The 25997-nt window shown below is 62.8% G+C and carries 23 protein-coding genes; 17 read left to right on the top strand and 6 right to left on the bottom strand.

The features are described 5' to 3' along the window. Positions 1-6 precede the first annotated feature (6 nt). The 4 genes from HNE04_RS19485 to HNE04_RS19470 form a co-directional block, all read right to left on the bottom strand. Positions 7-387: a response regulator gene (locus HNE04_RS19485; RefSeq protein ID WP_172222849.1), complete on the bottom strand. Its 381-nt coding sequence runs from the start codon at positions 385-387 to the stop codon at positions 7-9. Beyond that, a complete protein-coding gene (locus HNE04_RS19480) occupies positions 384-2732 on the bottom strand; it encodes a response regulator (protein WP_235965193.1) in 2349 nt (782 codons plus the stop codon). Before HNE04_RS19480 ends, HNE04_RS19485 begins: the two co-directional genes overlap by 4 nt. Before the next feature lie 1292 nt (positions 2733-4024). Then, the gene (locus HNE04_RS19475) at positions 4025-7051 is read right to left on the bottom strand and encodes a response regulator (RefSeq protein ID WP_172222843.1); all 3027 of its coding nucleotides are present in this window, start codon (positions 7049-7051) and stop codon (positions 4025-4027) included. Positions 7052-7524: 473 nt separating this feature from the next. After that, positions 7525-7773, bottom strand: a complete 249-nt coding sequence (locus tag HNE04_RS19470) for a hypothetical protein (RefSeq protein ID WP_172222840.1) — start codon at positions 7771-7773, stop codon at positions 7525-7527. Positions 7774-7862: 89 nt separating this feature from the next. Between HNE04_RS19470 and HNE04_RS19465 the strand changes: the two genes are divergently transcribed. The 10 genes from HNE04_RS19465 (at position 7863) to HNE04_RS19420 (ending at position 20225) form a co-directional block, all read left to right on the top strand. Continuing rightward, the gene (locus HNE04_RS19465; RefSeq protein WP_172222837.1) at positions 7863-8741 is read left to right on the top strand and encodes a sensor histidine kinase; all 879 of its coding nucleotides are present in this window, start codon (positions 7863-7865) and stop codon (positions 8739-8741) included. A gap of 1853 nt (positions 8742-10594) precedes the next feature. Further along, positions 10595-11071, top strand: coding sequence for a hypothetical protein (locus HNE04_RS19460; RefSeq protein ID WP_207717645.1), 477 nt, complete (start codon positions 10595-10597; stop codon positions 11069-11071). Between the two features lie 560 nt (positions 11072-11631). Continuing rightward, on the top strand, positions 11632-11853 hold the full coding sequence (locus HNE04_RS19455) for a hypothetical protein (RefSeq protein ID WP_172222835.1): 222 nt from the start codon (positions 11632-11634) through the stop codon (positions 11851-11853). Then, positions 11850-13142 (top strand): D-amino acid dehydrogenase, encoded by a 1293-nt coding sequence (locus tag HNE04_RS19450; protein WP_172222832.1) that lies wholly within the window; start codon positions 11850-11852, stop codon positions 13140-13142. The genes HNE04_RS19455 and HNE04_RS19450 overlap by 4 nt, the downstream gene beginning before the upstream one ends. A 3-nt stretch (positions 13143-13145) precedes the next feature. Beyond that, positions 13146-14393 carry an alanine racemase gene (alr, locus tag HNE04_RS19445; protein ID WP_172222829.1) on the top strand — a complete coding sequence of 416 codons (1248 nt, stop codon included), beginning with the start codon at positions 13146-13148 and terminating at the stop codon, positions 14391-14393. 215 nt (positions 14394-14608) lie between these two features. Then, the gene (locus HNE04_RS19440) at positions 14609-15049 is read left to right on the top strand and encodes a helix-turn-helix domain-containing protein (protein ID WP_172222827.1); all 441 of its coding nucleotides are present in this window, start codon (positions 14609-14611) and stop codon (positions 15047-15049) included. A 486-nt stretch (positions 15050-15535) separates the two neighbouring features. After that, positions 15536-16045 (top strand): RadC family protein, encoded by a 510-nt coding sequence (gene radC / locus HNE04_RS19435; protein WP_172222824.1) that lies wholly within the window; start codon positions 15536-15538, stop codon positions 16043-16045. Between the two features lie 639 nt (positions 16046-16684). Continuing rightward, positions 16685-18679, top strand: coding sequence for a ParB/RepB/Spo0J family partition protein (locus HNE04_RS19430; protein WP_172222822.1), 1995 nt, complete (start codon positions 16685-16687; stop codon positions 18677-18679). A gap of 146 nt (positions 18680-18825) precedes the next feature. Continuing rightward, a complete protein-coding gene (locus HNE04_RS19425) occupies positions 18826-19356 on the top strand; it encodes a thioesterase family protein (RefSeq protein ID WP_328700366.1) in 531 nt (176 codons plus the stop codon). 560 nt (positions 19357-19916) lie between these two features. Further along, complete coding sequence (locus HNE04_RS19420) at positions 19917-20225, top strand: DUF736 domain-containing protein (RefSeq protein WP_172222819.1); 309 nt, start codon at positions 19917-19919, stop codon at positions 20223-20225. Positions 20226-20318: 93 nt separating this feature from the next. On the opposite strand, the gene HNE04_RS19415 is transcribed toward HNE04_RS19420, so the two are convergent. After that, positions 20319-20951: a hypothetical protein gene (locus tag HNE04_RS19415; RefSeq protein WP_172222816.1), complete on the bottom strand. Its 633-nt coding sequence runs from the start codon at positions 20949-20951 to the stop codon at positions 20319-20321. Between the two features lie 208 nt (positions 20952-21159). On the opposite strand from HNE04_RS19415, the gene HNE04_RS19410 reads away from it, so the two are divergent. Next, a complete protein-coding gene (locus HNE04_RS19410) occupies positions 21160-21504 on the top strand; it encodes a DUF2958 domain-containing protein (protein ID WP_172222814.1) in 345 nt (114 codons plus the stop codon). An 86-nt stretch (positions 21505-21590) separates the two neighbouring features. Here HNE04_RS19410 and HNE04_RS19405 read toward each other — a convergent pair whose 3' ends face one another. Beyond that, entirely contained in the window at positions 21591-21887 is a 297-nt protein-coding gene (locus HNE04_RS19405; protein ID WP_172222811.1) for a helix-turn-helix domain-containing protein, read from the bottom strand. Positions 21888-22228: 341 nt separating this feature from the next. Here HNE04_RS19405 and HNE04_RS19400 point away from each other — a divergent pair, with 341 nt between their 5' ends. The 6 genes from HNE04_RS19400 to HNE04_RS19375 all read left to right on the top strand — a co-directional run bounded on the left by HNE04_RS19400 (position 22229) and on the right by HNE04_RS19375 (position 25992). Continuing rightward, on the top strand, positions 22229-22579 hold the full coding sequence (locus tag HNE04_RS19400) for a DUF2958 domain-containing protein (protein WP_172222808.1): 351 nt from the start codon (positions 22229-22231) through the stop codon (positions 22577-22579). A 303-nt stretch (positions 22580-22882) separates the two neighbouring features. Beyond that, positions 22883-23638, top strand: a complete 756-nt coding sequence (locus HNE04_RS19395) for a DUF2285 domain-containing protein (protein WP_172222806.1) — start codon at positions 22883-22885, stop codon at positions 23636-23638. Between the two features lie 108 nt (positions 23639-23746). Then, complete coding sequence (locus HNE04_RS19390) at positions 23747-24010, top strand: helix-turn-helix transcriptional regulator (RefSeq protein WP_172222803.1); 264 nt, start codon at positions 23747-23749, stop codon at positions 24008-24010. 11 nt (positions 24011-24021) lie between these two features. Continuing rightward, positions 24022-24903 carry a replication initiator protein A gene (locus HNE04_RS19385; protein ID WP_172223132.1) on the top strand — a complete coding sequence of 294 codons (882 nt, stop codon included), beginning with the start codon at positions 24022-24024 and terminating at the stop codon, positions 24901-24903. Between the two features lie 199 nt (positions 24904-25102). After that, the gene (gene parA, locus HNE04_RS19380) at positions 25103-25741 is read left to right on the top strand and encodes a ParA family partition ATPase (RefSeq protein ID WP_172223129.1); all 639 of its coding nucleotides are present in this window, start codon (positions 25103-25105) and stop codon (positions 25739-25741) included. Continuing rightward, positions 25738-25992, top strand: coding sequence for a ribbon-helix-helix protein (locus HNE04_RS19375; RefSeq protein WP_172222800.1), 255 nt, complete (start codon positions 25738-25740; stop codon positions 25990-25992). The genes parA and HNE04_RS19375 overlap by 4 nt, the downstream gene beginning before the upstream one ends. Positions 25993-25997: the final 5 nt, after the last annotated feature.

Genomic DNA, 25997 nt, shown 5'->3' with positions numbered 1-25997 from the left:
TGTCGCTCATTCGGGAGGAGAGCCGGCCAGCAGGCCGCTTACCTTCTCCAGGAATTTCTTGTACTGGATGGGCTTGGCAATGTAGCCGTCGCACCCCGCCGCGAGCATGCGTTGCTCGTCGCCTCTCATGGCCAAGGCCGTGAGGGCGACCACCGGAATGCGCCGGGTCGATTCGTCGTCTTTCAGGATCCGCGTAGCAGCCAGGCCGTCCGTGCCGGGCAGCTGGATGTCCATCAGGATCAGGTCTGGGAGATGCGCGCGCGCCAGTGCGATGGCCTCGTCGGCGTTGACCGCCTGCAGAACTTCATGCCCGGCCTTTCGCAGCAGCATGGAGATGAGCCTCATGTTGGCTGCGGTGTCCTCCACCACCAGAACATGCGCGGTCATGTCAGCACCTCGGGCCTCTCCGCGGCAAGGGCTCGGCGCACCTCGTTGACAAATCGGCCGTGGTTGAAAGTGGCCTTTCCCAGCACGACAGCGACCAGACCATTGAGCGTAGCCTTGTCCTGCGCGGTCAGGGTCTTGGCAGTGACCACCACGATCGGAATCGTCGCCGTCTCGTGGTTGTCTTTCAACACCTCGACCACATCGAAGCCGCTGACTTCCGGCATCATCAGGTCCAGCACGATGAGGTCCGGCCGTTCGCGCTGCGCCATCTCGATTCCCTCTTTGCCACCGTGAGCCATCAATACGCTGTATCTGGGGCCCCGCAAGTACGCGGCCAAAAGGCTCACTGCCTTGGGATCGTCGTCCACTACCAGCACGCGCGTCACCGGCCGGCCCATGCCATTGACACCTACATTCGCCAGCGCATCGAGCAGTTCCTCGCGACTTACCGGCTTTTGCAGCACGTCGCTGGCGCCCAGAGAGAAGCCCTTGTGCATGTCGGCCACGATCGAGACGATGACCACCGGGATGTGCGCGGTCGCCGAATTCGGCTGCTTGAGCAGGCCGAGCAGATCCCAGCCATCCATGTCGGGCAGCAGGAGATCGAGCACGACCACCGTCGGCTGGCCAGTCACCAGCCACTCGAGAGCCTTGCGCGCCGTCGCGGCGCGGACAATCTTGAAGCCCGCGGGCTCCAGCTGCACGCGTATCAGCTCGGCGGCGTGGTCGTTGTCCTCGATCACCAAGGCGAGCGGGCGGCCGGCGGGGACTGCGCCCCGGGCGGCCGGACCCGCCAGCTGTTCCGCGGCCGCACCGGCATCGCGCCACGGCAGCCAGACGAACAAGCGGCTGCCTTCGGCAGGCGTGCTTGCAATCGCCACACCGCCTCCATGCAGCCGTGCGAGGTGTTCGACCAGGACCAGGCCGAGGCCGGTGCCTTCGACTTCCTTGGTCAGCGACGAATCCAACTGGGAAAACATCCGGAACAGTCTTGACGCATCCTCCGGCGCGATGCCGATGCCGGTGTCTTCGACGACGATTTGCAGGTAACTTTCGAACTGCACGGTCGCCATCGGCATGCGCAGCACTGTGGACGCGCCATCGCTCCAACTCTCCACGTCAGCGCGCGCTACTCGGCGGGCTCGCAGGGTCACGCTCCCGCCTTCCTGAGTAAACTTCACCGCGTTCGACAGCAGGTTGTAGAGAATCTGCTTGGTCTTGCGAGGGTCAAGCAAAAGCGACCCAAGTTCGCGCGGAACATCGATGCTCAGATGCAGCCGGCGTTTGGCGGCTTTCTCCCTGACGATCGAGAGACTGTGCTCGAACAACGTGGCTGCAGCAGTGGACTCGAGATCCAGCATCATCTGGCCGGCTTCGATCTTGGAGAGATCGAGGATGTCGTTGATCAACGACAGCAGGTGCTGGCCACTGGTGTAGATGTCGGTCACGTAGTTCCGCTGCTCCGCCACCAACTCGCCCGCCAAGCCGTCCTTCAATACTTCCGAAAAGCCGATCACGGCGTTCAATGGCGTGCGCAGCTCATGCGACATATTGGCGAGGAACTCGGATTTGAGCCTGCTTGCTTGTGCGAGTTGTGCGTTTTTCTCGGCGAGCGCGTCATGGGCTTCGGCAAGCTGGGCGTGAAGCGCACCGTTTTCCAACAGCAGTAGCACCAGCACGAAGCCGGAGGCCAGCAGACCGTAGATGCGCCCCGCGTACCAGCCGAGGTCGTAGCGGGCGCCGTTGAAGACAGCGGCCAGCGCACTGTCGGCCGTCCACACGCACAGCACGACCATCAACCACAGATCCAGGACCGAATGGGGACGGCGGCGCCATACGATGAACAGGGCGCCCAACCCGAACAGCCACGTGGCCGCGGCGACATAGACCTTCGTCGATGCGTCCGCGTTGCCGGCCATGATGGGCGGTAACGTCGAGTGACCAACGGTGGTGAGCACTGTCAATCCCCCTGCGCATGCCAACGCCACAAACGCGCTGATAAGGATTTCGATGCGCGGGTCGGTTGGTGCGGTCGAACCGTCCCTCGTCCCGCCTTTGAGCAATGCGTATCCAATCACGAACAACGGGAAGCCGCCATGCCAGAGGAAGTAGAGCCAGGCGGTGGTCTGCCGACCGGCGCCAAACAAACCTCCCGCAGCGAACAGGCCCGGAAAGCTCAAGGCATGGGCCACTGCCATGAGCGCGCTGAACAGGTAACCCGCGGCCAGCACCAGCAATGCGCGCGAGCGCAGAATGCCGTACTGCCCCCAAAGAAGAATCGCGGTGAGCAGGTCACAGACAACCAGGGCCGACTGATAGACCGGAATGAACGCCGGCACTTGCATAAGAGGAGTCTTGGCGAACGGAGCAACGGCGAGAAAAACCGCAATGGACGCCAGCACAACGATGAACGCAAGGCGATGCTCGCGTGGCCTCGGGCTCAGCGTTGGTAGAAATGGCGAACTGCTTCGCATCAGGCGCGCCTAGAACACATGGGCGCCACGCCGATACTCGCACCTGCGCGACCGCGCGACGCATTGTCATGCACTCCTAGCCCTCCCTCACTTCATCGTTGAACAATAGAGTTGTTCTTGCATACGCAAAGACACCCCGGAGGTTCGCGGTGGCGCTTTCTGTCGCACAACTGAAACCCTTTGATCCTGTGCCCGCCAAGCCGCGATTCATCTACGCCGAGGGATACTTTTCGGCCTTGGCGCCAAACTCAAGTATTGCCCCATTCTGTCCAAGCTCTGCGCAAGCGGAGACCAACGGTCCTGCGGCCTGTTTATACCGAAGGTAGGCGATCAAACGCGCCGTCGGCAGCGCATTCCGCGCAGCTTTTCGGCATTAAGACGTCGAACTAAGCATGAAAAAAAATTGACTGTCTCTACAGAATCCCCTAGCCCCGTCTGACCGAGCCCAACAAGGAGCGGACATGAAGCAAAGACAGATTTCTCAGCCTGTCGACTCGCACTGTGCAGAAGGCTCCAAAGAACACTGCTGAAGGCACATCGATCAACGGTCGCCGCCAAACGTGGTGAGGATCGCATAGGAGTTGCGCATGCATTTAAGCGAAGAATCAATCACCGCCGGTACTGATAACTCTTGGCAGGAAGAGACGGCTCGTTTTCTGCTCGGTTCTGGCTTCATCCCCGGCGATACCATTGGCATAGTCCAACACATAGCGAACGTTCATCGGGAGGGACGTACGTTTGGTTCCGTTTGGCACGCAATGCGCAGGTTAGTTGAGAGCGAGCAAGAGCGGCGCAGCAGCGCACTAGGGCTTGAAAGCTAGGCATCAAGAGAAAAGCCACCCATGAGCAGGCTGTTGTAAATAGTCGAGCTTGAGGTCAGCGGCAAATTCCCACCCGACGTTTTTGGTGGGCACTTCTCATTGGGGGTTGGGCCGGTGGGATACCGAAGAGGAGAAAGCCGCCAGCAGCAGCGTTGTTTTCGGCGAGCATGAGCGCGCATCTCCAAGCCTTTAGTCGGGCGCTAACAGTCCATTGGAGAGCCCAAGCTGGCGCTGCAACCGGGCGGGAGAGGGTGGCGTGCGCTCGGGACTTGCTGAAAGACCCCCGGATATCTGGCGCGAGGTCCTACACGACCCTGGCGCCCACGTTACCGGATATGCCCTTTAGCGTACTTGGACCGACGCCTGAGCTTTGAGCCTTACAGTGCCCCGGGCCGGGTTCAGCCAGCGCAACAGGATAGTCCAGAGTTCGTCGGGGTCCAGGGGCTTGGCGAGAAAGTCGTCCATGCCAGCGTCCAGGCATTTACGGCGGTCTTGTTCCATCGCATTGGCCGTCATCGCGATGACGGGAAGCAGCTCGAGCCGTTTATCGCTGCGGATCATCCGGGTCGCGGTGACGCCGTCCATCACGGGCATCTGCATGTCCATGAACACCAAGTCGTAGCGGACTTTCTCCAGCAAGGCGAGGGCCGCCTCACCGTTGTCCGCGACCTCGACCACCAGGCCCGCGTCCCTGAGCAGTTCGCCAGCCACCAGCTGATTGATGTCGTTGTCCTCCACCAAAAGGATCCTGCGCCCGCGGATCGGCGCCAGCCGCTTATCCACGGCCGAGCCCGGGCCGACGGATGCCTCGACGCCGCGCCATGCGCCGAACATGCTGATGGTCATGTCGAACAACGTGGAAGGAGTCACCGGCTTGACCAGCACCTTCTCGATGCCGACAAGACGGGCATCCCGCATGACTTCGTCGCGATCCTGCGCCGTCACCATGAGCAGCATAGGCGGCGCATGCAGGCCGATCGAGCGAATGCGCCGCGCCGTTTCGATGCCGTCCATCCCTGGCATGCGCCAGTCGAGATACACGATGTCGTACGGCTCACCTGCGGCTGCCGCGCGGCGAACCTCTTCAATGGCCCGGGCGCCGCAGTCAGCCTCCGCAGCCGTGAATGCCATGCCGCGCAGCATGTCGAGGGCGACCGCGCGCGCATGCGCGTTGTCGTCCACAACCAGGGCGCGCAGCCCCTGCAGGCCGGGGTCGAGCGCCAGTTTTCGTTTGGGGCCCTGCGCCATGCGGAAGCGAGCGGTGAACCAGAAGCTGCTTCCTTGGCCAAAGTCGCTCGTCACGCCGACTTCTCCCCCCATGAGCTCGGCCAGTTTCTTAGAGATCGCCAAGCCGAGGCCCGTGCCACCGAACTTGCGCGAGGTGGAGGTATCCGCCTGAGAAAAACTCTGGAACAGTCGGCCCATTTGCTCAGAAGTCAGGCCGATTCCGCTGTCGCGCACGCAAAAGCGCAACAGCACATCGCTTTCGGTGCGCTCGGCCACGCGCACCGACACGACCACCTCTCCCCTTTCAGTGAACTTGACGGCGTTGCCGGCATAGTTCAGCAGGACCTGGCGCACCCGAAGCGGATCGCCGATCAATTGCGAAGGCACGCCCGAGGCCACGTCCAAGACCAGCTCCAACCCCTTTGCATGGCACTTTTCGCCGATCACGCTGGTGGTGCCGTCCAGTAATTTCTCCAGATCGAAATCCACGCTTTCGAGGTCGATCTTGCCGGCTTCTACCTTCGAGAAATCCAGGATGTCATTGACGATGCCAAGCAGGTGCTGGCCCGATGATTGAACTTTCTGGATGTAGTCCCGCTGCCGCACGGACAATTCGGTCTTCAGCGCCAGATGCGATAGGCCGATGATGGCATTCATCGGTGTGCGGATTTCATGGCTCATGTTGGCCAGGAAATCGGACTTCATCCGGGTCGCCTCTTCGGCGAACGCCTTGGCCCGGCGGATCTCTTCTTCGATCTTTTTGCGCTGCGTGATGTCGCGGCTGATACCCAGCAGGCCCTGCGGCCCGTCATGACTATTCGACAGGGGCGACACCACGGTGTGAAACATGACTCGGGTGCCATCGGGATAGCTGGCCCAGTGCTCCGACGCCTGCTCTCGCAACTCACGCAGCGAGATCCTGTCGTGCTCTTCCATGACCATGGCGACCTCCTGCGGGAAGAGGTCGCGGCAAGTCTTGCCTCGGATCTCGTGCACCGGTTTGCCCACCAGCGCGGCATAGGCTGCGTTGCATCCAAGGTAACGGCCCTCGCGGTCCTTGTAGAAGATGAGGTCGGAAATCGAATTGATCAGCGACGCAAGCGTGTGTTCCAACCGCACCTTTTCAGTGACGTCCAGAACCGTGACCAGAAGGTCCTTGACAGCATCTCCTTCGCGGACTTGCGTCATCTGGAAGGTGAGGTACTTCGGCGGCCCGCCATGACGCGCCATCGCCGGCACTTCCCGCAATGCATCGAGCTGCCCCAGCAGGGCGGGTTCCACGTCCGGTTCGAACAGCCGCTTGCGCAGACGAGCCGCCTCACCCCCCCGCTGCAGTCCGAGTACCTCGACCAGCAGCTGGTCGAAATCCTGCCCGGCCTTCACTTCGCGGTCGAAAAGCCGAGGCACGGAGGCCGAGAACTGTCCGCCGATGCGGCCGTCCGCGTGAACCAACAGCAAGCCTTCGCCTACGGTGCTGAGGATCTCCTCGGTTTCTTGCCGCGCGGTTTCAGCGACCCGGTCGCTGGCGTCGAGGCGCCGCAGAAACTTGAAGACGATGTAGACAAAATTGAGGAGTGCCAGCACGATGGCCATCACCTGGACCTGGCGCATCCGGTTAGCCTTGGTCTTCGCCGCTGCTTCGATGCTGTTGGCTAGGTCGTCGCACAGCCCCATCAGGCGAATGTTGCGGGCGACTGCCTTGGTTACCGCGATCTCGATATCTTGCGTGGCCGGTTCCGTCATGCCGATCACTGGGAGGATCGACTCCCCCAGCGGCCGCCACTCGCGCTCCACCTGGCCGATACGCCGGCGCGTCTCGTCCGCGTTGAGCCCCATGGCTGCGAACTCCAAGTCGTCGCCCGTCATCTGCTGCAGGCCGGCCAGGGCCCGTTCGAAGCCGGCGTGCCCCTGCCCGAGCTGCGCCATGCTGGTCTGCATCGGCATCTGCGAGTTGCTTTCGCCGTGCAGGGTCAGGAGCGATTTTGTTATCTGCTGCGTGAGCATGCGCAGCTCGCCCGCTGCATTGATACGGTTGGCGTCGCGCTCGAATTGGTTGGCCGCAAAGAAGTTGAATACCAGAATGCTCAGGTCGAGCACGATGAAGAGCAAGATGGCGATCACCAGGTCTCGGTACTTCCTCATCGGCGCCGGAACTATTTTTGTCATTAGGCAAATGCAAAGTAAGAAGCCGCGATGGTGCTGACTTCCGATGTCTGCAGCATGACACTCGCGCGCAGGCAGTTGTCGGGACGAGCCCGCGGTCGCGAAACGGCCGGGTGCCGTCGCGGCTCCAGTCCCAGAACGGACGCATTCTGGCGAAATCGCGCATGGTTTCTGGCAGGAAGCGGCATTCGGTTGCGTACCGCCGCTGAGCCAGCGTACGCCGAACCAGGCGTTAGGGTCGCGTTCGCCGCCATGCCAAACTCAAGGCAGGAGCTATGCAGTAATCCCGCACGTACGAATCTGCTCGGGGGCCGAGCAACCTCCGTCCTTACCGCGACCTGAACAAGAGCCTGACTTGTCGAACGCCTTGTTTGCTTTGCCTTTATGGTGGGGAAATGCCGAAAGCGTCGCATTACCCTATTGGATGCAGAATTTCAGCCAAGCGAGTCCCTTCATTGTTGAATTTCGACTCTGGCGTGCCGGTAACATTTGCAGTGGCGGGCGATTTCATAGACCGCCGTGCCGATCTCCATGTTGATGGAGCGGATCCGTACGTCGCACGCCGATCCCAGTCGGTTCGCGCGATCCGGTTGCTTTGAAGCACCAACGACGACTGCATAAGTCAGAACTCCCATCCCACTGAAATTCTTGCCGCCGGTACGAACATCGAAAGCATGTCCCTTGCAGAGCAAATGGGCCATCCGGCCGATGGCTCTCTTCCCGGATGCAGCCTATTTCGGCCGCCCTATGCGAAGAACCCTGAAGTCTGATGATCAAAGAGGTGTTCCCCATGGAACTGATCGATGCGAAAGCCGCCGAGGTACTACGTGATGCCGAAAGGTGCGGCCAGTTTCTGGCCGTGCTTGCGCACGAGTTACGCAATCCACTGCAGCCGATTCGAAATGCCGTCCAAATCCTTAGCCGGTCTTCAGATGCGAGTATGGGTCGACATGGTCGGCTGCTCCCGATGATGGAGCGGCAACTCGCCCACATGGCTCGACTGCTGGACGATCTTCTGGACGTCAGCCGGATAGCCAACGGGCAGATCGAGCTTCGCAAAGAGGAAGTCGATGTCGCCCAGGCAATTCAAGTCGGTGTCGAAGCGAGTAAGCCCCTCATAGATTCGATGGACCACCAGATGACAATGTCATTGCCGCCCCATCCGATGATGCTTGATGCCGACCCGGTTCGGCTTGCTCAAATCGTATCGATTCTGCTGAACAACGCCGCACATTACTCAGCACCTGGTAGCCACATCCATTTGGCCATCGGATGCGCGGGTCCCGAGTTGCGGCTGTCTGTGAAGGACAGCGGTATTGGCATTGGCCCCGAGGATCTGGACAGAATCTTTGAGCCATTCGTTCAGCTCGCCGTGCCGGCTGCCCATCACCATGGAGGGTTGGGTATCGGCCTGTCACTGCTGCGCACAATAGTGGCCCTGCATGGAGGGGAGGTCGAGGCGCACAGCGCAGGCCCGGGTCGGGGCAGCGAGTTCATCGTCCGGCTGCCCTGGCCTGGCGGGAGCACCGCAAGCCGCTTTTACGTGCCTGAGCTGCCAACGCCTGATGCACGCCGCGATGGTGGGAACATTTCGCAGTACGCCAGCCTTCGTGGTGGGTCCTCGTCGCTCGAGGCCCTCCATGGGTATCAGTGGGGCGAACGCAGATGACCGCTGTGCAGCGGTCTAGCTTGGCGATCAGTTGCCGAACAGCGCGTCTCAGCCATCACGTACAGAACGCGCGAAACCAGCACGCTTCTTGCTGTTTTCCGACGTGTTGAAGTCGCAGTAAGCCCCACAAAGGAGCCGCCAAATCTCCATAATCTTCCTATGTTTTAGGAGATGGCCATGGCATTTCTCCGAACGATCTTCGCCGCCACGCTCACGACTTCCACGGCTTGGTTGAAGTTGACGCACCCCCGGAGCCAGAATATTTCGCTCCGACTTGGACAGCTAGTTCGGAACGAGGTGGACAGGCGGATCGGCCCAGATTTGAGGCTTCTTCGGCAACGTGGACGCTCGCCCGCAGTCCTAGTCAGGGAGTTTCTGTAAGTCGACCTTGGCAGCTGCTCAACTAGCGTTTGCGGCGAAAGCGGGGTCCGAACAACTCGCGTGTGCTCGTACGGCTTGCGCATACGAGTTATTCAGAGGTTCGCTAGCGAGGTAGCTCGAAATTCGGTGGTCGCATGCTGTGAGGGCGCCCATCGCTGGGCTGCGAAGTACATTGGGTCTCGGCAGGGTCTTGCACGTCGGCGTCGGCTAAGCAGCTGCAAGACGGCGCTTAAGTTCACCGTAAGCTTCAGCGGTCGATGCTCGCAGAAAGAGGAGAGCGTGCCCGCGGTAGGCAAGCTCGACCTCTTCAGGGTAGTTCGGGAATAGGAAGGACAACGAGTAATTGAACGTTTGTGTGGCTGAAAAACAGCCAGTTTTTTCCGACCCGTTGCCTGTTCTGGCGCCCAATCAACTGGCTTTTCTGCGTCGCTTGCTTGCCGATCGGCCTCGCGCTCGCCGGAGGCAGGGTGTGGCCGGGTACATCTACACTGCGTTCCAAATTGGGCATCCCGGCGTTCATTCTTCGATCCACTACAACGACCAGGACTTCGATCGTGCGACGGCACTGCTCGCGCGGTTCGGAGATTCGGCGCCGCAGCTCGAGCCGACGCGTATGACACCGCCGGCCGCTGTGACCACCTCCTCAAAGAAAAATGGAACTGAGATCGAGCGGCCCTTGTCCTCTGCCCTGAGCAGGGTCGCCGTACTTCCGTTCGATATGGATATCGAGCTCCCCGAGGGCACTGACCACGTGACGATGTCATGGGAGGCCGCCGCTCGCCTCCCATTCAGGCTCATACTGCTCTGCGACACACTGAGCTGCCTGGGCCGCTTGCACGAGTACCAATGGATTCGAGCCAGGACACGTGGAAGCCCGACCCTCGCTCTGTATTCAGGGCAAGCTGGCGGCATTTACCGCGCTGAAGCCGTGCGACGATTGCTTGCGACCTCCTTGGCGCCAGTGGTCGCCTTCGTGCCGTTCGACCCCAGCGGTTTGGCAAAGGCTCACGCAACTCCACGTCTTGAGGCCCTCACCTTGCCAGATTCACCGTGCTCGAGAAATTGGCCGCCTATTGCACGTATAACGGCGATTTTGTTAATCAACTCCGAAGGCACCGAGGCGAGTTGGACAGCACTGACCATCCTCAGATCGCCTCCCTCTGGACCGTAATGAAGAAACTCGGAAACGGCGTGGCCATCTCCTCTTTTAGCCTCGTCGTATAGGGTCAGCCGCCTTACTGACACCTGCCCCTGATGGGCGTCGCTGAAGCCACGAGAACACGCTGGAAATTGCCACTTGCCTCCTTGAGCTTCTGGACCGCCCCGCGTGTTGTGGGGCCGGCGTTCGGCTCTTGGGTGACTTCATACCGCAGAAGATGATCGACATGCCGAAATTGCATTGGCGGCGTATTCGGGAAAACCCTTACTATTGCCTACGCGTCGCAATGGCGCTGTTCTAAAAGGAGGAACTGATGAGCGCCAGCTATTTCCCCATGGACCACTCGGGTCCCACCCCTGCAGCCGGCGCCGGCCAACGGGTCTTAGGCGCCCGCCCGCGCGTTGCGCGCGCGTTTTATGCCGCCCGCGCGCGATCGAGTTTGCTGCATGCCGGCGTCGTCGCGGCGGTGCTTGTCGTGGCAGACAAAGCCATGGATTCCTGGACCGAGGGCAACCTGCTCATCGGATGGATGGTGCTGTGGGTTCTCGCTTTCGCCGGGCTCGCGCTGCTCGCAGCCCCGTCCAGGCGAGCAGCTGCTTCGCTTCGGGCCGCGTTCAAGTCACAGAACGAGCGGCGCATGCGGGCCGCGCAGGACGATCAGTACTGGCAACTGGCGCTGAGCGACCCGCGCATCATGGCGGATATCAGGCGCGCCGCCGGTGACTCACCCCTCCCTGCCACGCGCACCTACCCCGACTACCGGTACTGGCTGTACTGCCCTCCCCTTTGATCGGCGCTGGCGCTTAGGAACCTTCGTGCGAGAAGTGCAGCGGCTAAGTCCGCTGGCTCTTGAACACGCCGGATTCGACGGCGATGTCATGGTCGTTGACTGGGGACCACGAACCGTCGAACAGCCCCTCAAGAGATCCTCGTCAAGTTGCAGAGCAAAGTCGCGCTGCCGGCTTGAGGAGGATTGCGCGCTGTACCAAGATGCCTCAACGTTCTGAAGACTCGTAGAGCCAGAGTGCCCGACGCACTTATTGAGCGCCTGGCCTGTGCAAGCGAAGGGACGCCTTGCCGCACACGGTGCGCGCGGAGACCTCGCACCGGTGCGCGTCTCGCGAAGGGTGCCGGGTTCGTTCAAATCCGCCGCTCCGGCGGTCCCGCAATCCGCTGCCAGACGGCCTGGCACGTCGGCCAAACGTCCTTCACGCATGAGTCTCAGCCAGCACGCGTAGAACGCGCGAAACCAGCACGCTTATTGCAGTTTTTCGATGTTCTGACCTCTCAGTAAGCCCCGCAACGGAGCGGCCGAATCTCCAAAATATTCCTATGTTTTAGGAGATGGCCATGGCATTACTCCGTCAATGTTTGAACGATCTTCGCCGCCACACGCACGACATCGAAGGCTTGGTTGTAGTTGACGCACTCCAGGAGCGCACCACGCGAGCGGCGTGGCTCATCCCGTACGAACGCAGCCTCCTAAGAGATGCAGATGGCAACAACGGCGCAACCAATCAAGCCGTCGCGCTGTGGGGTCGCGACGATTCTCGATCAGCAGGGATTCGATGAAAGTCATTGTTCTCGGCGGCGGCGTGATCGGCGTGACCAGCGCCTACTATCTGGCGCGTGCTGGCGCTCAAGTCACTGTGCTCGATCGCCAGGATGGCCCGGCGCAGGAAACCAGCTTCGCCAACGCGGGTCAGGTCTCGCCTGGCTACTCCACTCCCTGGGCGGCCCCCGGAATTCCACTGAAGGCACTTAAGTGGATGTTCCAGCGGCACGCGCCACTGGCCATTCGCCTCGATGGCAGCTTGTTCCAACTCAGTTGGATGGCGCAGATGCTGCGCAACTGCACATCAGCGCACTACGCCGTCAACAAGGAACGCATGATGCGCTTGGCAGAGTACAGCCGCAGGTGCCTGCGGCAGTTGCGCGCCGAAACGGGCATCGCGTACGAGCAGCGCAAGGGCGGCACCTTGCAGCTTTTCCGTACCCAGGCCCAGCTCGACTCAGTGGCGCGCGACATCGCCGTGCTTGTCGATTGCGGCGTGCCCTTCGAATTGCTCACCCGTGATCAATTGGCCGAGGTCGAGCCGGCCTTGGCACAGGCTCGGGACCGACTCATAGGTGGCTTGCGCCTGCCGAAGGACGAAACCGGTGACTGCTACCTTTTCACCAACGAGCTGGCCGGCATCGCGCGCCGCATGGGGGTGGAGTTCTGTTTCAATCAGACCGTCGAAGCTGTCGCGACCGAGGGCGATCGCGTCACCGGCGTGCGAGTGGACGGCCGCTTGCTCCGGGCTGACCGCTACGTGATGGCTTTTGGAAGCTATTCACGACGAACGCTGGCCCCGCTGGGTCTGGACCTGCCGGTGTATCCGGTCAAGGGCTACTCGCTGACCGTACCGCTGGTTGACCCTGCGCTGGCGCCGCAGTCCACGATACTCGACGAGACCTACAAAATTGCCATCACGCGCTTCGATAACCGCATCCGAGTCGGCGGGATGGCGGAGCTGGGCGGCTTCGACCTGCGCCTGAACCCACATCGCCGGGCCACGCTGGAGATGGTGGTGAAAGATCTGTTCCCGGGCGGCGACATGAAACGCGCAAGTTTCTGGACAGGCTTGCGCCCCATGACGCCGGACAGTACTCCCATTGTGGGTGCCACACGCTATTCCAACCTGTTCCTCAACACCGGCCATGGCACGCTGGGCTGGACCATGGCCTGCGGCTCGGGCCGGTTAGTCGCCGACTTGGTCAGCGGGAATCGCCTGGGAATCAGCGCTGAGGGCCTGGCGATCGACCGTTACTCCTCGGTGCGTTCGGCCACACGGCCATCGACCACGGTTCCTGCCTGAGCCATGGCCCGGCCCACGCACGCCCGCATCGACCTCAAGGCACTGAGGCACAACTACGCGCTGGCCAGGCGCTTGCACGGCGGACGTGCGCTGGCAGTGCTCAAGGCCAACGCCTATGGACATGGCGCGACGCAGTGCGCCCGCGCGCTTTCCGGAGTCACCGACGGCTACGCTGTCGCCTTCCTGGAGGAGGCCCTGACTCTGCGAGAAGCCGGCATTCGGGGACCGATCCTGCTGCTTGAAGGTGTCTTCCAGGCCGAGGAACTGGAACTCGCGACCATCCATAGTCTGTGGACCGTCGTGCACCAGGAGTCGCAATTGCGCATGCTCGAGGATGGTCGACGCAGGAACCTGAACGTTTGGCTCAAGGTCGACTCCGGTATGGGCCGTGCAGGCTTCGCGCCGGCCGAGGTCGCCGCCGCTTATGCGCGCTTGAGGGCGAGCGGCAGCGTGTCGGAGATCACGCTCATGACGCACTTCGCCCGTGCCGACGAGCCGAACCATGGCGCGACCGCACACCAGATCGCCGTCTTCGACTCGGCGACGGCCGGGCTGTCCGGCGATCACAGCCTGTGCAACTCGGGTGGCGTGCTAGGCTGGAGCGATGCCCGGCGCGACTGGGCGCGTCCCGGCATCATGCTCTACGGCGTGGAACCCATGCCCCACGCGACGAACGGCCTGCGCCCCGTGATGACGCTGACCAGCGAGATCTTCGCCGTGCGCACACTGCGCCCCGGCGATGCGCTGGGCTACGGCGGCGACTATGTGGCGCAGCGGCAGACGCGCGTGGGCTTGGTCGCCATTGGGTATGCCGATGGCTACCCGCGCAGCGCTTCGACCGGCACCCCCGTGGCGATCGACGGCCATCCCACGCGCCTTGTCGGCCGAGTATCGATGGATATGCTCATGGTAGACATTACGACGCTGCCCGCCGCCGGGATCGGCAGCTCGGTCGAACTGTGGGGCGCGCAGGTCGATGTGAACGCAGTGGCTCGCGCCGCAGGCACGATCGCGTACGAGCTGCTATGCAACGTCAAGCGGGTCCCTTTCAGTTACGTCGAGTGTCCGATGGTTGCGAACGATCGGGCGGACGGCACCCAACAGGAGGTCGCCCGTGCCCCTGTTCGGGGAGACCGGACCCGGCAGTCGGCGAGACTGTCCTTCTCTTCGACCGACGGATTCGGTCCGGTAGCGCCGCTGCTCCTCGAAGTTGCGATACCACTCGATCGCTCCCTTCTGACCCGGAAATGACATGTGCCCTCCCTGTGCTGATGTACAGAGGGTGACACTGTGGGCCGGCTCAGAACCCCTGCGTGCGAGCCTCTAAGGCTCGCGCATCGCCGTCCCGGCGGCAAGCGCGGCGGCTACGGACTTCCATGGGCCTTCTCTATCGGAGGTCCCTGGTAAGGCCCGGCCAGTTCTACTCCCTTGCAGGGGTGGCATCGGGAACGGGCACAATCGCGGCCATGCCGAACATCGCCTCCATCCTCAAGGCCGAAATTTCTCGCATTGCTCGCAAAGAAATCCGAGCGGCGACGGAAAGCCTAAAGAAGCAATCGACCGAATACCGCAGTCAGATCGCTGCCTTGAAGCGTCAAGTCGCCGGTCTAGAGAAATTGCACCGCAAGTCCTCGAGGGGCGCAAGGGCCGCGCATGCGGCAGCGGAAGATCAGGAGACCGCGGGAACTGGTCTTCGCTTTCGCTCGAAAGGATTCGCAACCCACCGGAAGCGGCTTGGGTTATCAGCGGCTCAAGCGGGCGCGTTGCTCGGCGTTTCGGGACAGACGATCTACCACTGGGAAGCTGGCACAGCCAAACCGCGTGCCAGCCAGCTGCCGAGGATCGATGCCCTCAGAAAACTCTCGAAGCAAGGCGCAGCTGCCGCCGTCGCCCAGGTCATGGGCTAATTCGCGGTTTGCGCATCAAACGCGTCGGCGCATCAGACTTCCTGCGCCGCGCCGGTGCTTTGTAGGGGCTGATGAAGTCGTGCCCCACCCTCGCCAGTTGCTCGAGTGAAAGATTTCCAGATTCGCTTCCCTGGCGTTCTTGCTTGTCGGAATAAGATCCCGCGAACTGATTCAAGCGTCCCGGCGTTCCGCCGTCGGGCTCGCGGGCTTTTGCCCCGCGCCTTGTCGTCGCGGCCATTCGGCTTTGATCCCTGACGCCTCCGCCGGCTTCGCTGGCTGCGCGCTGCGCTTGCCGCAGGCATTGGAGGGCGGGGGGCAGTCTCGCTGTTCCCTTCACAGTACCACGCCGTTCTCGTGGTCAAGGTCTGCGCGCCCGGCGCTTCGCTTGTGCGCTTGCGTCCTGGCGGCCGTCTTCGAACCCTGACAACTCGCTGCGCCGTGTTGGTGCCGGTCTCGGGCAATCCCGCCCGGATCACGGAGCCGACCATGTCGCACGATTTCTCTTCCTTCCCTTCTTCCGTTCTTTTCGTCCAGGACGTTGCGGGCACCTACCGTCCGGCCCAGGCCGACGAAGTGCTTCAGGCCGCACAGCGCTTGCTCTTGAGCCGGGTGCGCAACACGGACATCTTTTCCTCACCGCAGGCGGTGCGGGATTTCTTGCGGGTGCGCCTTGCTGGCCTGGAGCACGAGATGTTTGCCGTCGTGCATCTGGATTCGCAGAACCGCGTAATCGAGTACGTGGAGATGTTTCGTGGAACGGTGAGCCAGACCTCGGTCTATCCGCGCGAAGTGGTCAAGGAGACATTGGCCCGCAACAGCGCCGCTGTGGTGCTGGTGCACAACCACCCGAGCGGTGCAGCCCAGCCGTCGCGTGCGGATGAAGCTTTGACGCAGACGCTCAAGGCGGCATTGGCACTGGTGGACGTCCGGGTTCTGGATCACCTGATCGTGGCGGGTGCGGACATTTTGTCTTTTGCGGAGAAGGGGCTGTTGTAGTCCCGGGGGCGCAGCCCCCTTTTTGCTCGCCGGCGGTCGACGCTGGATATTGCGGCGCACTCCAGAGGTCGGCTTTCAGCCCGCCCCGCCGCGCAGGCTTCGCGCCCCGCGATACCGCCGAACACGGCTGCGCCTGATCGGCCAGTGCAAAGGGCCGATGTCGCGCTGCGCGCTTTGGTCACCCTCCAGCCAGGCGTGCTGCGCACGCGGGGGCGCTCGCCGCGCGGCGTAGGTTCGTCGCCGACTTGCCCGTTGGCGGAGTTTTCATCTTTCCATTCCTTCATCGCTGAACCCGCGACCGTAGCCGGCGTTGCCTGGCCGTCAAGGAGCACAGGGCCGTGTCCTCGCCTGCGGCTGTGGGCCGCCCCAACCCTGCGCTTGTTTCCTTGACGGCCAGTCCCCGCCGACCCGGTTATTTCGCGGGCGATGAACTCAGGAAAGACGGCGGCAACGGCGACCGGCCCAGGTCACTGCGCCGACCCCACCGAAGCCAGACCGGGCTCCGAATCTTGGAATCCGGCTGACTTTGGAAACCCAGGAGAGCCGCGGATGCAGACAACGAAACCGTAGATCACGACCGATTTTTTTCCGTCTCTTTTCATTCTTAACGCCCTCGCAAGGGGGCAGGAGCTTTTCACCATGAACACCGTTTCGCTTCACGAAACCACCGCTATTGCTACTACTGCCGCCGCTGTCGCGGCGGGGCAGGAACTGTTGCTGATTCCGCTGTCCAGGCTGAGGCCATCGGCGCGCAACGTACGCACGGGCGGTGGCTCGTCGATCCCGGAGCTGGCCGCGTCCATCGCCCGCGTCGGGTTGCTGCAGAACCTCAATGTCGTGCTCGCTGGCGATGGTGAGTTCTACGAAGTCGTGGCCGGGCGACGTCGTCTGGCCGCGCTCAAGCTGCTGGTCAAGCGCCGCAAGCTATCGAAGGACCATGAAGTGCCTTGTCTAGTCGTGCCGGATGCGTCGGCGCGCACCGTGAGCCTGACCGAGAACGTGCAGCGCGAGGCGATGCATCCGGCGGATCAGTTCGAGTCTTTCGCGGCGCTGGTGGCCGAGGGCCGCCCCATCGAGGACATCGCCGCCGACTTTGGCGTGACGCCGCTGGTGGTGCAGCGGCGACTCAAGCTCGCCAACGTCTCGCCGCGCCTGCTGGCCGACTACCGGGCCGATGCCGTGACGCTGGAGCAGTTGATGGCGCTCGCCATCACCGACGACCATGCAGCGCAGGAGGCCGCTTTCTACGAGTCACCGCAGTGGCAGCGCAGCCCACAGGCGCTGCGCGATCACCTGACGCATGAGGAGATTGAGGCGGGCAGAGATGCGCTGGCGCGCTATGTGGGGGTCGAAGCCTATGAGGCAGCGGGTGGAAGCATGCGCCGGGACCTGTTCTCGGACGAGGAGCAGGGTATCTACCTGACGGATGCCGCGCTGCTGGACCGGCTCGCGCGAGACAAGCTCGCCGCTCTCGCCGACCAAGTGCGCGCCGAGGGTTGGGGCTGGGTGGAGGTGGTGCCGCGCGCGACGTACGCGGAGTTGCATGCGTTCCAGCGCGCTCGGCGCGCGCGCCGCGAGCCGACCAAGGCCGAGGCCAAGCGCATCGCCAAGCTGGAGGCCAAGCAGAGCGAACTGCTGGACCGGCTCGATGATTCGACCACGGACCTGTCTGACACGGAAGCACAGGCGCTGCAGGAAGAAATCGACGCCCTCGGCACCGAGCTCGACGGCATCGAGCAATCCATGGTGAGCTATGCCCCCGAAGTCCTGACGCTGGCCGGTGCCGTAGTGTCGGTCGATCATCTGGGCGGTGTCGTGGTTCATCGCGGGCTGCTGCGCGACGGCCAAGCGAAAGTATTGAAGGCGCAGGAGCGGCACGAAGCCGGTGCGCTGGGAAGCGCTGCCGGGGAAGAGGTGGAGAAGCCGGGGAGATCCGGAATTTCGGAGAAGCTGGCGAAGCGGCTCAGCGCACACCGAACCGCCGCTTTGCAGGCAGAGGTGGCGAGCAATCCGCACGTCGCGCTGGTGGCAGTCGTGCATCGCCTCACACTGCGCGTTGTGTGCAAGGCTTACGGATTGGGGGAGAAACCGATCAACATCGAAGCGACGCCACAGGATGGGCTCGAAGCGCATGCGCCCGAGATCGCGGAATCCCCCGCGGCGGCGGGCTTGCACGAGGTCCGGGAGGTCTGGGCCAATCGCCTGCCCGATGATCCAGCCGCTTTGTTCGCCGAACTGCTGGCGTTCCCGCAGCAGGAGTTGCTGTCCCTGCTAGCGGTATGCGTGGCCTGCACCGTGGATGCCGTGACCACGCGCGAGAACTGCATGCCTGCCGCCTCGCTGGCGCGGGCGGTCGGGTTGGACATGCACGCGTGGTGGACACCGACCGCAGCCGGGTATTTCGAGCATGTGTCCAAAGCCAAGGCGCTGGAAGCGGTGCAGGTGTTCGCACCTGAACAGGCGAATCGGCTCTCGAAACTCAAGAAAGGCGAGATTGCCGCCGAAGCCGAGCGACTGGCAGCGGACACCGGCTGGCTGCCCGCAATGCTTCGCGAGCCGCAGGAAGTCGCGGCTGTCGAAGCCGCAGAGAGCGTGCACCCTGACGAGCATGCGCCTTTAGACGCTGTGGCTTAAACACCCGAATCCCCGGCTTTTCGCCGGGGTTCGCATTATTCGGCGCGACGCGCGCGGCAGGTTTGCCGCGCGCGTTTTGCATTCAGCTGGAGCGCTCCACTGCGAGCACTCCTACGCCTGAGCACGCCGCAGCAGGTTGGCTGCGCGTGCTGATCACGCGAGCATCGAAGAGCACCGATCACCCGGCAGCGGCTGATCACAGTGCCTTCTTCAACCATCACCACCATTTCATGAATCACCAAGGCGTCAGCGAGATATTTTTTGAAGAGTCCTATACGGTGCCGGCCGATCAAACGGCACGGTCCCTATTTGCGCGGCTGCCGCACGGGAGTGCATACGCGCAGAAGATGATCGAATGCCTGGCCACCGGCTACCTCGTTGCGGTGCTCGAATCCATCTGCATCCGGGAGATGCATCACCATATTGATCCCCTCATCGAAATGGTGGTGGGCCGCGCTATCCGCATTGCACATCGGGCGCCGATCCCGCCGGGATCGCCGCTGCGACTCAGCGGATGGATTCAATCGGTCGGCGAGCGAAGCGCGACTTTCTGCGTCCAAGCCCACGATGACCACGAGATAGTTTGCGACGCCACCGTCACTCTGGTGGTGGTGCGACGCGCTTCGATGGACTTGCGCATTGCGACCAAGGTTCATGCCCTGCACGCTGCCCGCTGAAAAGAATCGCGCCCCGCCGCACGGGCGGGGCGCCGGACTACGACACGCTTTGCTGCGCTGGGTGGTGGACGGCCGCGCCGCCTCCGACACTGGCGGGCATGCTGTCCCAAGACGACGGTGGCTTACCGACAGCCCGTCCACATTGCTCTTTCCATTCAACACCGATCAGCTTTGCCGCCTCGACGCGGCGGGGCGCTCTGCCTTGTCGGGCCAACCGGGACCTGGATCGCATCAGGTTGGGCGCCGCAGCACCATTGCCAAGATCCGGGTGCCTGGGCCATGCGTCCTTTCGCCGCAGGACCGCAACCACAGCGGCCTTGTATTTGTCGTGAATCCTGGCGTGGGGACGGCTTCGCCTCGGGCTTATGCGCCGCAACCGTCCGACCCGACAAATTTCCCCGGCCTGCGGCCTTCCTCGCGAAACAAATTTCTCGTTCCTCCCGTCCTCCGCTGCGCTGCGGCCGCTTGCGCGGTGCGGCGCGCCCGGCTCCCCGCCTCTACGGATCACGCCAAGGCCGCGATGGTCGCGACCTGGTTCAACACGAAAGGACTTTTTAATCATGGCTCACATCGGCACCTTCACCGCCCAAGGCAACAGCTTCACCGGCACCGTTCGCACCTTGACGCTCAACGTCAAGGTCAAGTTCGTCCCCAACGACAAGGAAAGCGAGAACGCCCCGGACTATCGCATACAGGCCGGCGGCAACTACGAGATCGGCGCGGCCTGGAAGAAGGTCAGCAAGGCGGAGCGCCCTTACCTGTCGGTGACCCTGGATGACCCGTCGTTCCCGGGCACCATCTATGCCCGCCTCGTCGAAGGCGAAGACGGCGCGCACAACCTGATCTGGTCGCGCAGCAAGAACGACTGAACGTCGCAGCTCCGACGCCCCGCCCGTGCAGCGGGGCGTTCTCGGGCTCTTTGATTGCGACTGCAGCGCTTTGACGCAGGCCGTAGAGCGTAGCTAAGAAACGGCGACCTTCGCAGCGTCTGTCGAAGGCAGCACGCGCCTGCGTTTGATCACAACGACCGGCACTCGCGATTGCCGATGTCGGGCGGGCATTGTCGGAGTCCAGTCGGCCGTTTTGGCAACAGCCACGGCTCGGCGTAGCTGGGCGTTGTTCAACGGACTGACGTGGTCTCCGTTGACCTGCAGATAGTTGCCGTCTAAGTCCGCGGCTAGCGCACCAATGGCGGCACCCCGCCTGACGCTGCCGAGTAACCGCAGCGGACTGCCCTCAGAGCGTTCGTACGTGAAGCGCTGCCATTCCTCGCGACCGAGCCGAACGACCCAGTCCATATCGATCCCCATTTCGACGACCCTTCTTCTAGCCCAACTCATGTTGACGAGCCAAATCATAGTGGCTCGCGCACGTCGGCCGGGCGCGCTGTCGTGCTGCGCATCGAGCCGCCTGGCGTCATCTCCCCCGAACGGCTTCCATCCGCTGACGCCTTCGCGCCTGTTGGCGCTGCGGGCGTCGCTCGCCTCCAGCAGGGGACTGGCTAAAGCCAATCCCCGCCGCGCGGGCTTGGCGCCCCTGGACGCCCGCCGACCAGGCTGCGCCTGATCGGCCACCGTCGATTCTTCGGGATCCATCCGCTTCGCAGATCATCTGCGGTCACAAATTGCCACGTCCCTTCATGGCCGCATTCCCATCGGACAAGCAGCGCAGCTTGGCGCACGCCGCACGGCCGTCAACCCCCGGCCCGCACCGGACCGTGTTGGGGGTGTGACTGCCGCGCTATGCGCGTGCGCCCGGATCGCAGCGCTCCGATCGGGAGCGTCCATTGAAGGAATTGCAATCATGAACCTCATACCCGACGACTTGCGCGCGCAGCTGCTGGCCAACGGCCGCCTCTCCGTCGAAAACGATCGCTTCGATCCGCCCCCCGTGGTGAAGCTGTTCACCCCCGACGCCGGCGCGACCTGGCTGCTCACTGAGATTGACCCTGACGACGGTGACCGCGCATTCGGCTTGTGCGACCTGGGTCTGGGCTTTCCCGAGCTGGGCTATGTAAGCCTGGCAGAACTCGCCGCCGTCCGCGGCCGATTGGGGCTGGCAGTCGAGCGTGACCTTCATTTCCTCGGCGGCAAGCCAATCAGCGTCTATGCACGAGAAGCTCGAATGATCGGACGAATCGTGGCGTAGGCTACCGAGGCGCCGGCCGCCAATCGGCGGCTGGCGCCTCTTTTCTTTTGAACCGTACTTCGCACTCGGCGCAACAGCCCAGAAAGCTAGGGTTCCCGCGCGGCTTTCGCGGCAAGCACGGTGTTCGATTCCTCGCGCAGTCGGGCGAACAACTTGTCGATGGCCTTGCTGTCAGTTGCGTACGCGAGCGTCAACAGCGTCAGGGGGTGGACCTCCATGACCGCGCACAGCTCCGCCACCTTGTTCAGCGTCGGACTCTTGAGCCCTCGCTCGAGCGAGCTCAGATACGTGCGGCTGGACACATCCGAGAAAGCCTCCTGGCTCAAACCGCGGGCTTTCCGGGTCATCCTCAGGGCCGCAGCGAAAGAGCTCTTCTCGGTCATTTGTTCGTTTGGGTGCGAACGTCGATGACAACTGAATGAATCTCATAGGGCTACAATCTATAGGATTCATTTTTCACTTCTTAGCGCTTTCCTGATGGCCGTATCTGCGTTTCTGTGCAATACCGCTTTTCCTGGAACCCGCATTTCTTTCCTTCCGCTTCTGGGCTTATGAGATTCATCGCCTTGACGACTTCGTCTTTCGGCGCGTCTACGGATTCGGCCGTTTGCGCTTTGGCGCTTCGCCTTTTCTCCCTGCTTCAGTGGATCCGTTTTTGCTCCTTTGCTGGCATCCGCAAATACACGGTCGCGAGTCAGCACCACGAAATTGCCCTTTCGGGGAGATGATCATGGCTCTCATCACAGACGAACAGAGACAGCAACTCCTAGCCAATGGAAGGGCCGCCGCTCAAGGCAAGCGTGGCGACCCATACCCCGTCGTCAAACTCTTCACACCCGACGCGCATGCGACTTGGCTCCTGGCGGAAGTGGACCCTGTCGACGGCGACACCGCCTATGGCCTGTGTGACGTAGGTCTTGGCGCGCCGGAACTCGCTCACATCAAGCTGTCCGACCTCGAGGCAATGCAAGGCCCGAACAAGTTGCCCGTGCAACGCGATTTGCATTTCAAGCCGAAGCGGCGCCTCAGCGAATACGCTGCGCAGGCGCGCGCGGATGGATCGATCAACGACTGACGCTGAACTTGGGGCCAAGCCACTTCAGCGACTTGGCGTCCCGATTCAGACCCGCCGAGTCTTGGTTTCAAGAGAATACAACGGCGTAAGGTCCACGCCATTTTGGGGCGAGATGATCCGCCTCTCCTCGAATCGGCAAACCGCAATTTGGAGGGCAGGCTACGCCTTCCCCAAAGACACAAATGCGTTTTACTGATTTCAGGCTCCACGGGGGCGCCGCTTTCACAAAACATTGATTCGCGCCTGAAATTCGCTCTGACCGTGGGAGTGGCTATCAGGGGATGGATCATCACAGCGGACACAATGAGCTGGCAGGCGCTGGCGGGATACTTGTACGTCTTGAGACTCGACGGGCCTTCACTGGCTTGGGAATATTTGCGGCGCAATAAAGAGTACCGCACCGACTGGAATCAGCGGAGCCGTGAAAACTGTGACCCGGTGTCGCGGTGGCATCTCGAAGTATTCGAGGATCCGAATCTCGATGCACGCCTCGCGCGGCCTGTATGGCGCCTGGCACGCCATCAAAGGATTCGCCTACAGGCTGCCCACCCAATGCCGGACGAGCTTGAGGTCGCGCCTCGCTTCAGTCTCTGGGATATTCCCGGCGCCAAGCGCCTGGTCCACGACGGCCGACACACGCTGTTCACGGGATCCGCGGATGGCGAGGCACTGCACCTCGCGCTGGGGCAGGACATTCGCGACGGCGCGCCGTTTGACTTTGTTATCAGTCCAGGCGCCCAGATGGACGAGGCCTCGCGAGCCGTCGAACGGCATCGGCGGCTTGCGGCCGGTAAAAGGACACCGGTCCCTGCTGTGTCCGGGCGGCCCGGGCGCCTCGCACTGCTGCACAAGCGTGCCCTACAGGCCTTCGACGGCGGTGCCGCCGGCACCTCGCAACGCGAGATTGCAAGACACGTGTATGGTGCCGAGCCGGTGGTCCAGAACTGGAACCCCGACAGCGAGCTGCGGGCACGAGTTCGCCATCTGCTCCGGCGCGCACGCGCCTTTGTCGACGGCGGATATCGCGATTTGATTTCCAAGTCGTCCGAAGGGAGGTGAACACCAGCCCGTGGAATCTCCCTCCTCACAACGCCCGCCCGCGCCGAGACTGGCTGCGCCCGGCGGCACTTGGACCGCCGGCGATCTTCACCGACGGAGACCGATTCAGTGACCACCGCCCCCACGCAACCCGCTCAGCCCGCCAGCAAGCGTTCGATCCGCTATCTCAACAACTCTGAGGCCGCCGAGTTCCTGCGGCTTTCACCGCGGACTCTCGAGAAGCAGCGAGTGATCGGCGGTGGTCCGCGCTTTCGCAAGTTCGGCCGGCGTGTGATGTACGCGATCGAAGACCTGGAGGCATGGGCCAACGCGCGGTCGTTCGAGATGACCTGTGATCCAGAGTACTTGGCGCTGCGCGCCGCCGGCCGGTGAGCAAAGTGGCGATGTCAGCTTCTATCTCGCCCGGTCCGAGTCGGGAGCAGCTTGAGCTGTTCCGGGCACTACCGGGCGCCATGGCACCCCGCGATGCCCAGGACTTGATGGCATGGCCGTTCTTCTCGCTGGCGAAGTCACGGCGCATTCAGCCGATCGATTTCGAGGCCGGCGGCGTCAAGGTGCGCGTGGAAGGCACTGTCGAGCACGGCTTGGCGACCATCTGGGACGCCGACGTACTGATCTGGGCCGCCAGCCAGATCGTCGAGGCGCGCGATGCAGGCATACGCACGTCGCGCCTGATGCAGGCCACGCCCTATCAGATCCTTACCTTCATTGGACGCGGCACCTCCTTGCGCGACTACCTGCGCTTGAAGGCTGCGCTGGACCGCCTTCAGTCGACCAGCATTGCGACCACGATCCGCCAGGCACCAGGCCGGCGCATGCACCGGTTCTCATGGATCAACGAGTGGAAGGAGTGCGCGGATCGGCTTGGCCGGCCACAGGGGATCGAGCTGATCCTGCCGGATTGGTTTTACGCAGGCGTGATCGAAGAGGCTTTGGTGCTGACGATTGATCCAGCCTACTTCGGCCTTAGCGGTGGCATCGAGCGCTGGCTATACCGCCTCGTGCGCAAGCACGGCGGCCGCCAGCGCGCTGGCTGGCAGTTCGACTTCCGGCATCTCTATGCCAAATCCGGCAGCATGGCGCGCTTCTCTGATTTCGCACTGGACATCCGGCGCATTGCAATTCGCCAGGGAGTGCCGGGCTATCGCCTCGCGGTCACCCGTGCAACCGGGCGCAGCGACACATTGCACTTTCATCCCCTGTCGTACAGCGTGCCTGAGGCGGCACTGTTCGCAGTCGGTGGAAGCGCGGGGGAAAAGCAGTGAATCCGCTCGTGCCATCAGGCGCAGGCAGGCGCGTGCTATCAGGCGCAACCCTCTCGTGCCATCAGGCGCATCGGCGGTCCGCAAACCCACGCCAGTCAACGGTTTCGGACCTCGGTAACTCTTCTAACTCTGGGTTCATAACGATTCAAAGAGAGGCACGGCCGCTGTGGACAAGTTCCGCGCGCGCCGCGGCAACACCATGATCATTGCGCTGCTCAACCAAAAGGGAGGCGTCGGCAAGACGACGCTGGCCACGCACATCGCTGGCGAACTCGCCCTGTCGGGCTGTACTGTGGCCGTTATCGATGCAGATCCCCAGGGTTCGGCATTAGACTGGGCCCAGCGCCGAACCCAAAACCGCTTACCAAGAGTCTTCGGAGTGATCGGTCTCGCGCGCGAGACGTTGCACCAGGAGGCGCCAGAGCTGGCCAAGACCGTCGATCACGTCATCATCGATGGGCCGCCCCGGATCGCAGCACTCGCGCGTTCCGCGCTTCTCGCAGCCGATCTTGTGCTGGTTCCCGCGCAGCCCAGTCCCTACGATGTATGGGCGAGTGCCGAGATGGTGTCCCTGATTTCCGATGCGCGGGTGTTCAAGCCATCGCTGCGCGCTGCCTTCGTCGTCAACAGGCGCGTGGCCCGCACAATCATCGGCCGGGAAGCACGTCAAGCGCTGGCCGACCAGGCGCTGCCCGCGCTCGCGACCGAGGTCCGCCAGCGAATCATCTTCGCCGACAGCGTGGCTGCCGGCCGGCTTGCCCGCGAGCTCGAGCCGGACGGCATTGCGGCGCGCGAGATCGCGGACCTGGCAGCTGAAATCAGGCGGCTGGTTCCATGAGCGGAAGGAGTTCGCAGCGCGCGCCCATCGGGCGCCGCCCCGCCGCCGACCCGGCTGCGCAAGCGTGGATTCAGCAGCAGACCGGCGCACCGGGCAGGGCGCAGGAATACACGGCCCGGCTGACGATCGACGTCACACCAGGGCTGCGAGGCCGCATCAAGGTCATCGCCTTCGAGCGCGGCGTTACTGTCGCTGAAATGTTGCGCGAGCTGCTCGAACGCGAATTCGCCCGCACTAGGGTCGCGCCGTGACTACG

The organism is Caenimonas soli (genome assembly GCF_013155545.1).
Classification (GTDB): domain Bacteria; phylum Pseudomonadota; class Gammaproteobacteria; order Burkholderiales; family Burkholderiaceae_C; genus Ramlibacter; species Ramlibacter soli.
This window is presented reverse-complemented; position numbering and strand designations above follow the sequence as displayed.

Excerpts from the sequence above, each read along its gene's own strand:
- HNE04_RS19485 (WP_172222849.1), bottom strand. The coding sequence starts at position 387 with ATGACCGCGCATGTTCTGGTGGTGGAGGACACCGCAGCCAACATGAGG.
- radC (WP_172222824.1), top strand. The coding sequence starts at position 15,536 with ATGTCGCACGATTTCTCTTCCTTCCCTTCTTCCGTTCTTTTCGTCCAG.
- HNE04_RS19455 (WP_172222835.1), top strand. The coding sequence starts at position 11,632 with ATGGCATTACTCCGTCAATGTTTGAACGATCTTCGCCGCCACACGCAC.
- HNE04_RS19480 (WP_235965193.1), bottom strand. The coding sequence starts at position 2,732 with ATGCAAGTGCCGGCGTTCATTCCGGTCTATCAGTCGGCCCTGGTTGTC.
- alr (WP_172222829.1), top strand. The coding sequence starts at position 13,146 with ATGGCCCGGCCCACGCACGCCCGCATCGACCTCAAGGCACTGAGGCAC.
- HNE04_RS19475 (WP_172222843.1), bottom strand. The coding sequence starts at position 7,051 with ATGAGGAAGTACCGAGACCTGGTGATCGCCATCTTGCTCTTCATCGTG.
- HNE04_RS19450 (WP_172222832.1), top strand. The coding sequence starts at position 11,850 with ATGAAAGTCATTGTTCTCGGCGGCGGCGTGATCGGCGTGACCAGCGCC.
- HNE04_RS19430 (WP_172222822.1), top strand. The coding sequence starts at position 16,685 with ATGAACACCGTTTCGCTTCACGAAACCACCGCTATTGCTACTACTGCC.
- HNE04_RS19415 (WP_172222816.1), bottom strand. The coding sequence starts at position 20,951 with ATGGATCCCGAAGAATCGACGGTGGCCGATCAGGCGCAGCCTGGTCGG.
- HNE04_RS19420 (WP_172222819.1), top strand. The coding sequence starts at position 19,917 with ATGGCTCACATCGGCACCTTCACCGCCCAAGGCAACAGCTTCACCGGC.
- HNE04_RS19465 (WP_172222837.1), top strand. The coding sequence starts at position 7,863 with ATGGAACTGATCGATGCGAAAGCCGCCGAGGTACTACGTGATGCCGAA.
- HNE04_RS19385 (WP_172223132.1), top strand. The coding sequence starts at position 24,022 with ATGTCAGCTTCTATCTCGCCCGGTCCGAGTCGGGAGCAGCTTGAGCTG.
- HNE04_RS19460 (WP_207717645.1), top strand. The coding sequence starts at position 10,595 with ATGAGCGCCAGCTATTTCCCCATGGACCACTCGGGTCCCACCCCTGCA.
- HNE04_RS19470 (WP_172222840.1), bottom strand. The coding sequence starts at position 7,773 with ATGGCCCATTTGCTCTGCAAGGGACATGCTTTCGATGTTCGTACCGGC.
- HNE04_RS19395 (WP_172222806.1), top strand. The coding sequence starts at position 22,883 with ATGAGCTGGCAGGCGCTGGCGGGATACTTGTACGTCTTGAGACTCGAC.
- HNE04_RS19400 (WP_172222808.1), top strand. The coding sequence starts at position 22,229 with ATGATCATGGCTCTCATCACAGACGAACAGAGACAGCAACTCCTAGCC.
- HNE04_RS19410 (WP_172222814.1), top strand. The coding sequence starts at position 21,160 with ATGAACCTCATACCCGACGACTTGCGCGCGCAGCTGCTGGCCAACGGC.
- parA (WP_172223129.1), top strand. The coding sequence starts at position 25,103 with ATGATCATTGCGCTGCTCAACCAAAAGGGAGGCGTCGGCAAGACGACG.
- HNE04_RS19440 (WP_172222827.1), top strand. The coding sequence starts at position 14,609 with ATGCCGAACATCGCCTCCATCCTCAAGGCCGAAATTTCTCGCATTGCT.
- HNE04_RS19405 (WP_172222811.1), bottom strand. The coding sequence starts at position 21,887 with ATGACCGAGAAGAGCTCTTTCGCTGCGGCCCTGAGGATGACCCGGAAA.
- HNE04_RS19375 (WP_172222800.1), top strand. The coding sequence starts at position 25,738 with ATGAGCGGAAGGAGTTCGCAGCGCGCGCCCATCGGGCGCCGCCCCGCC.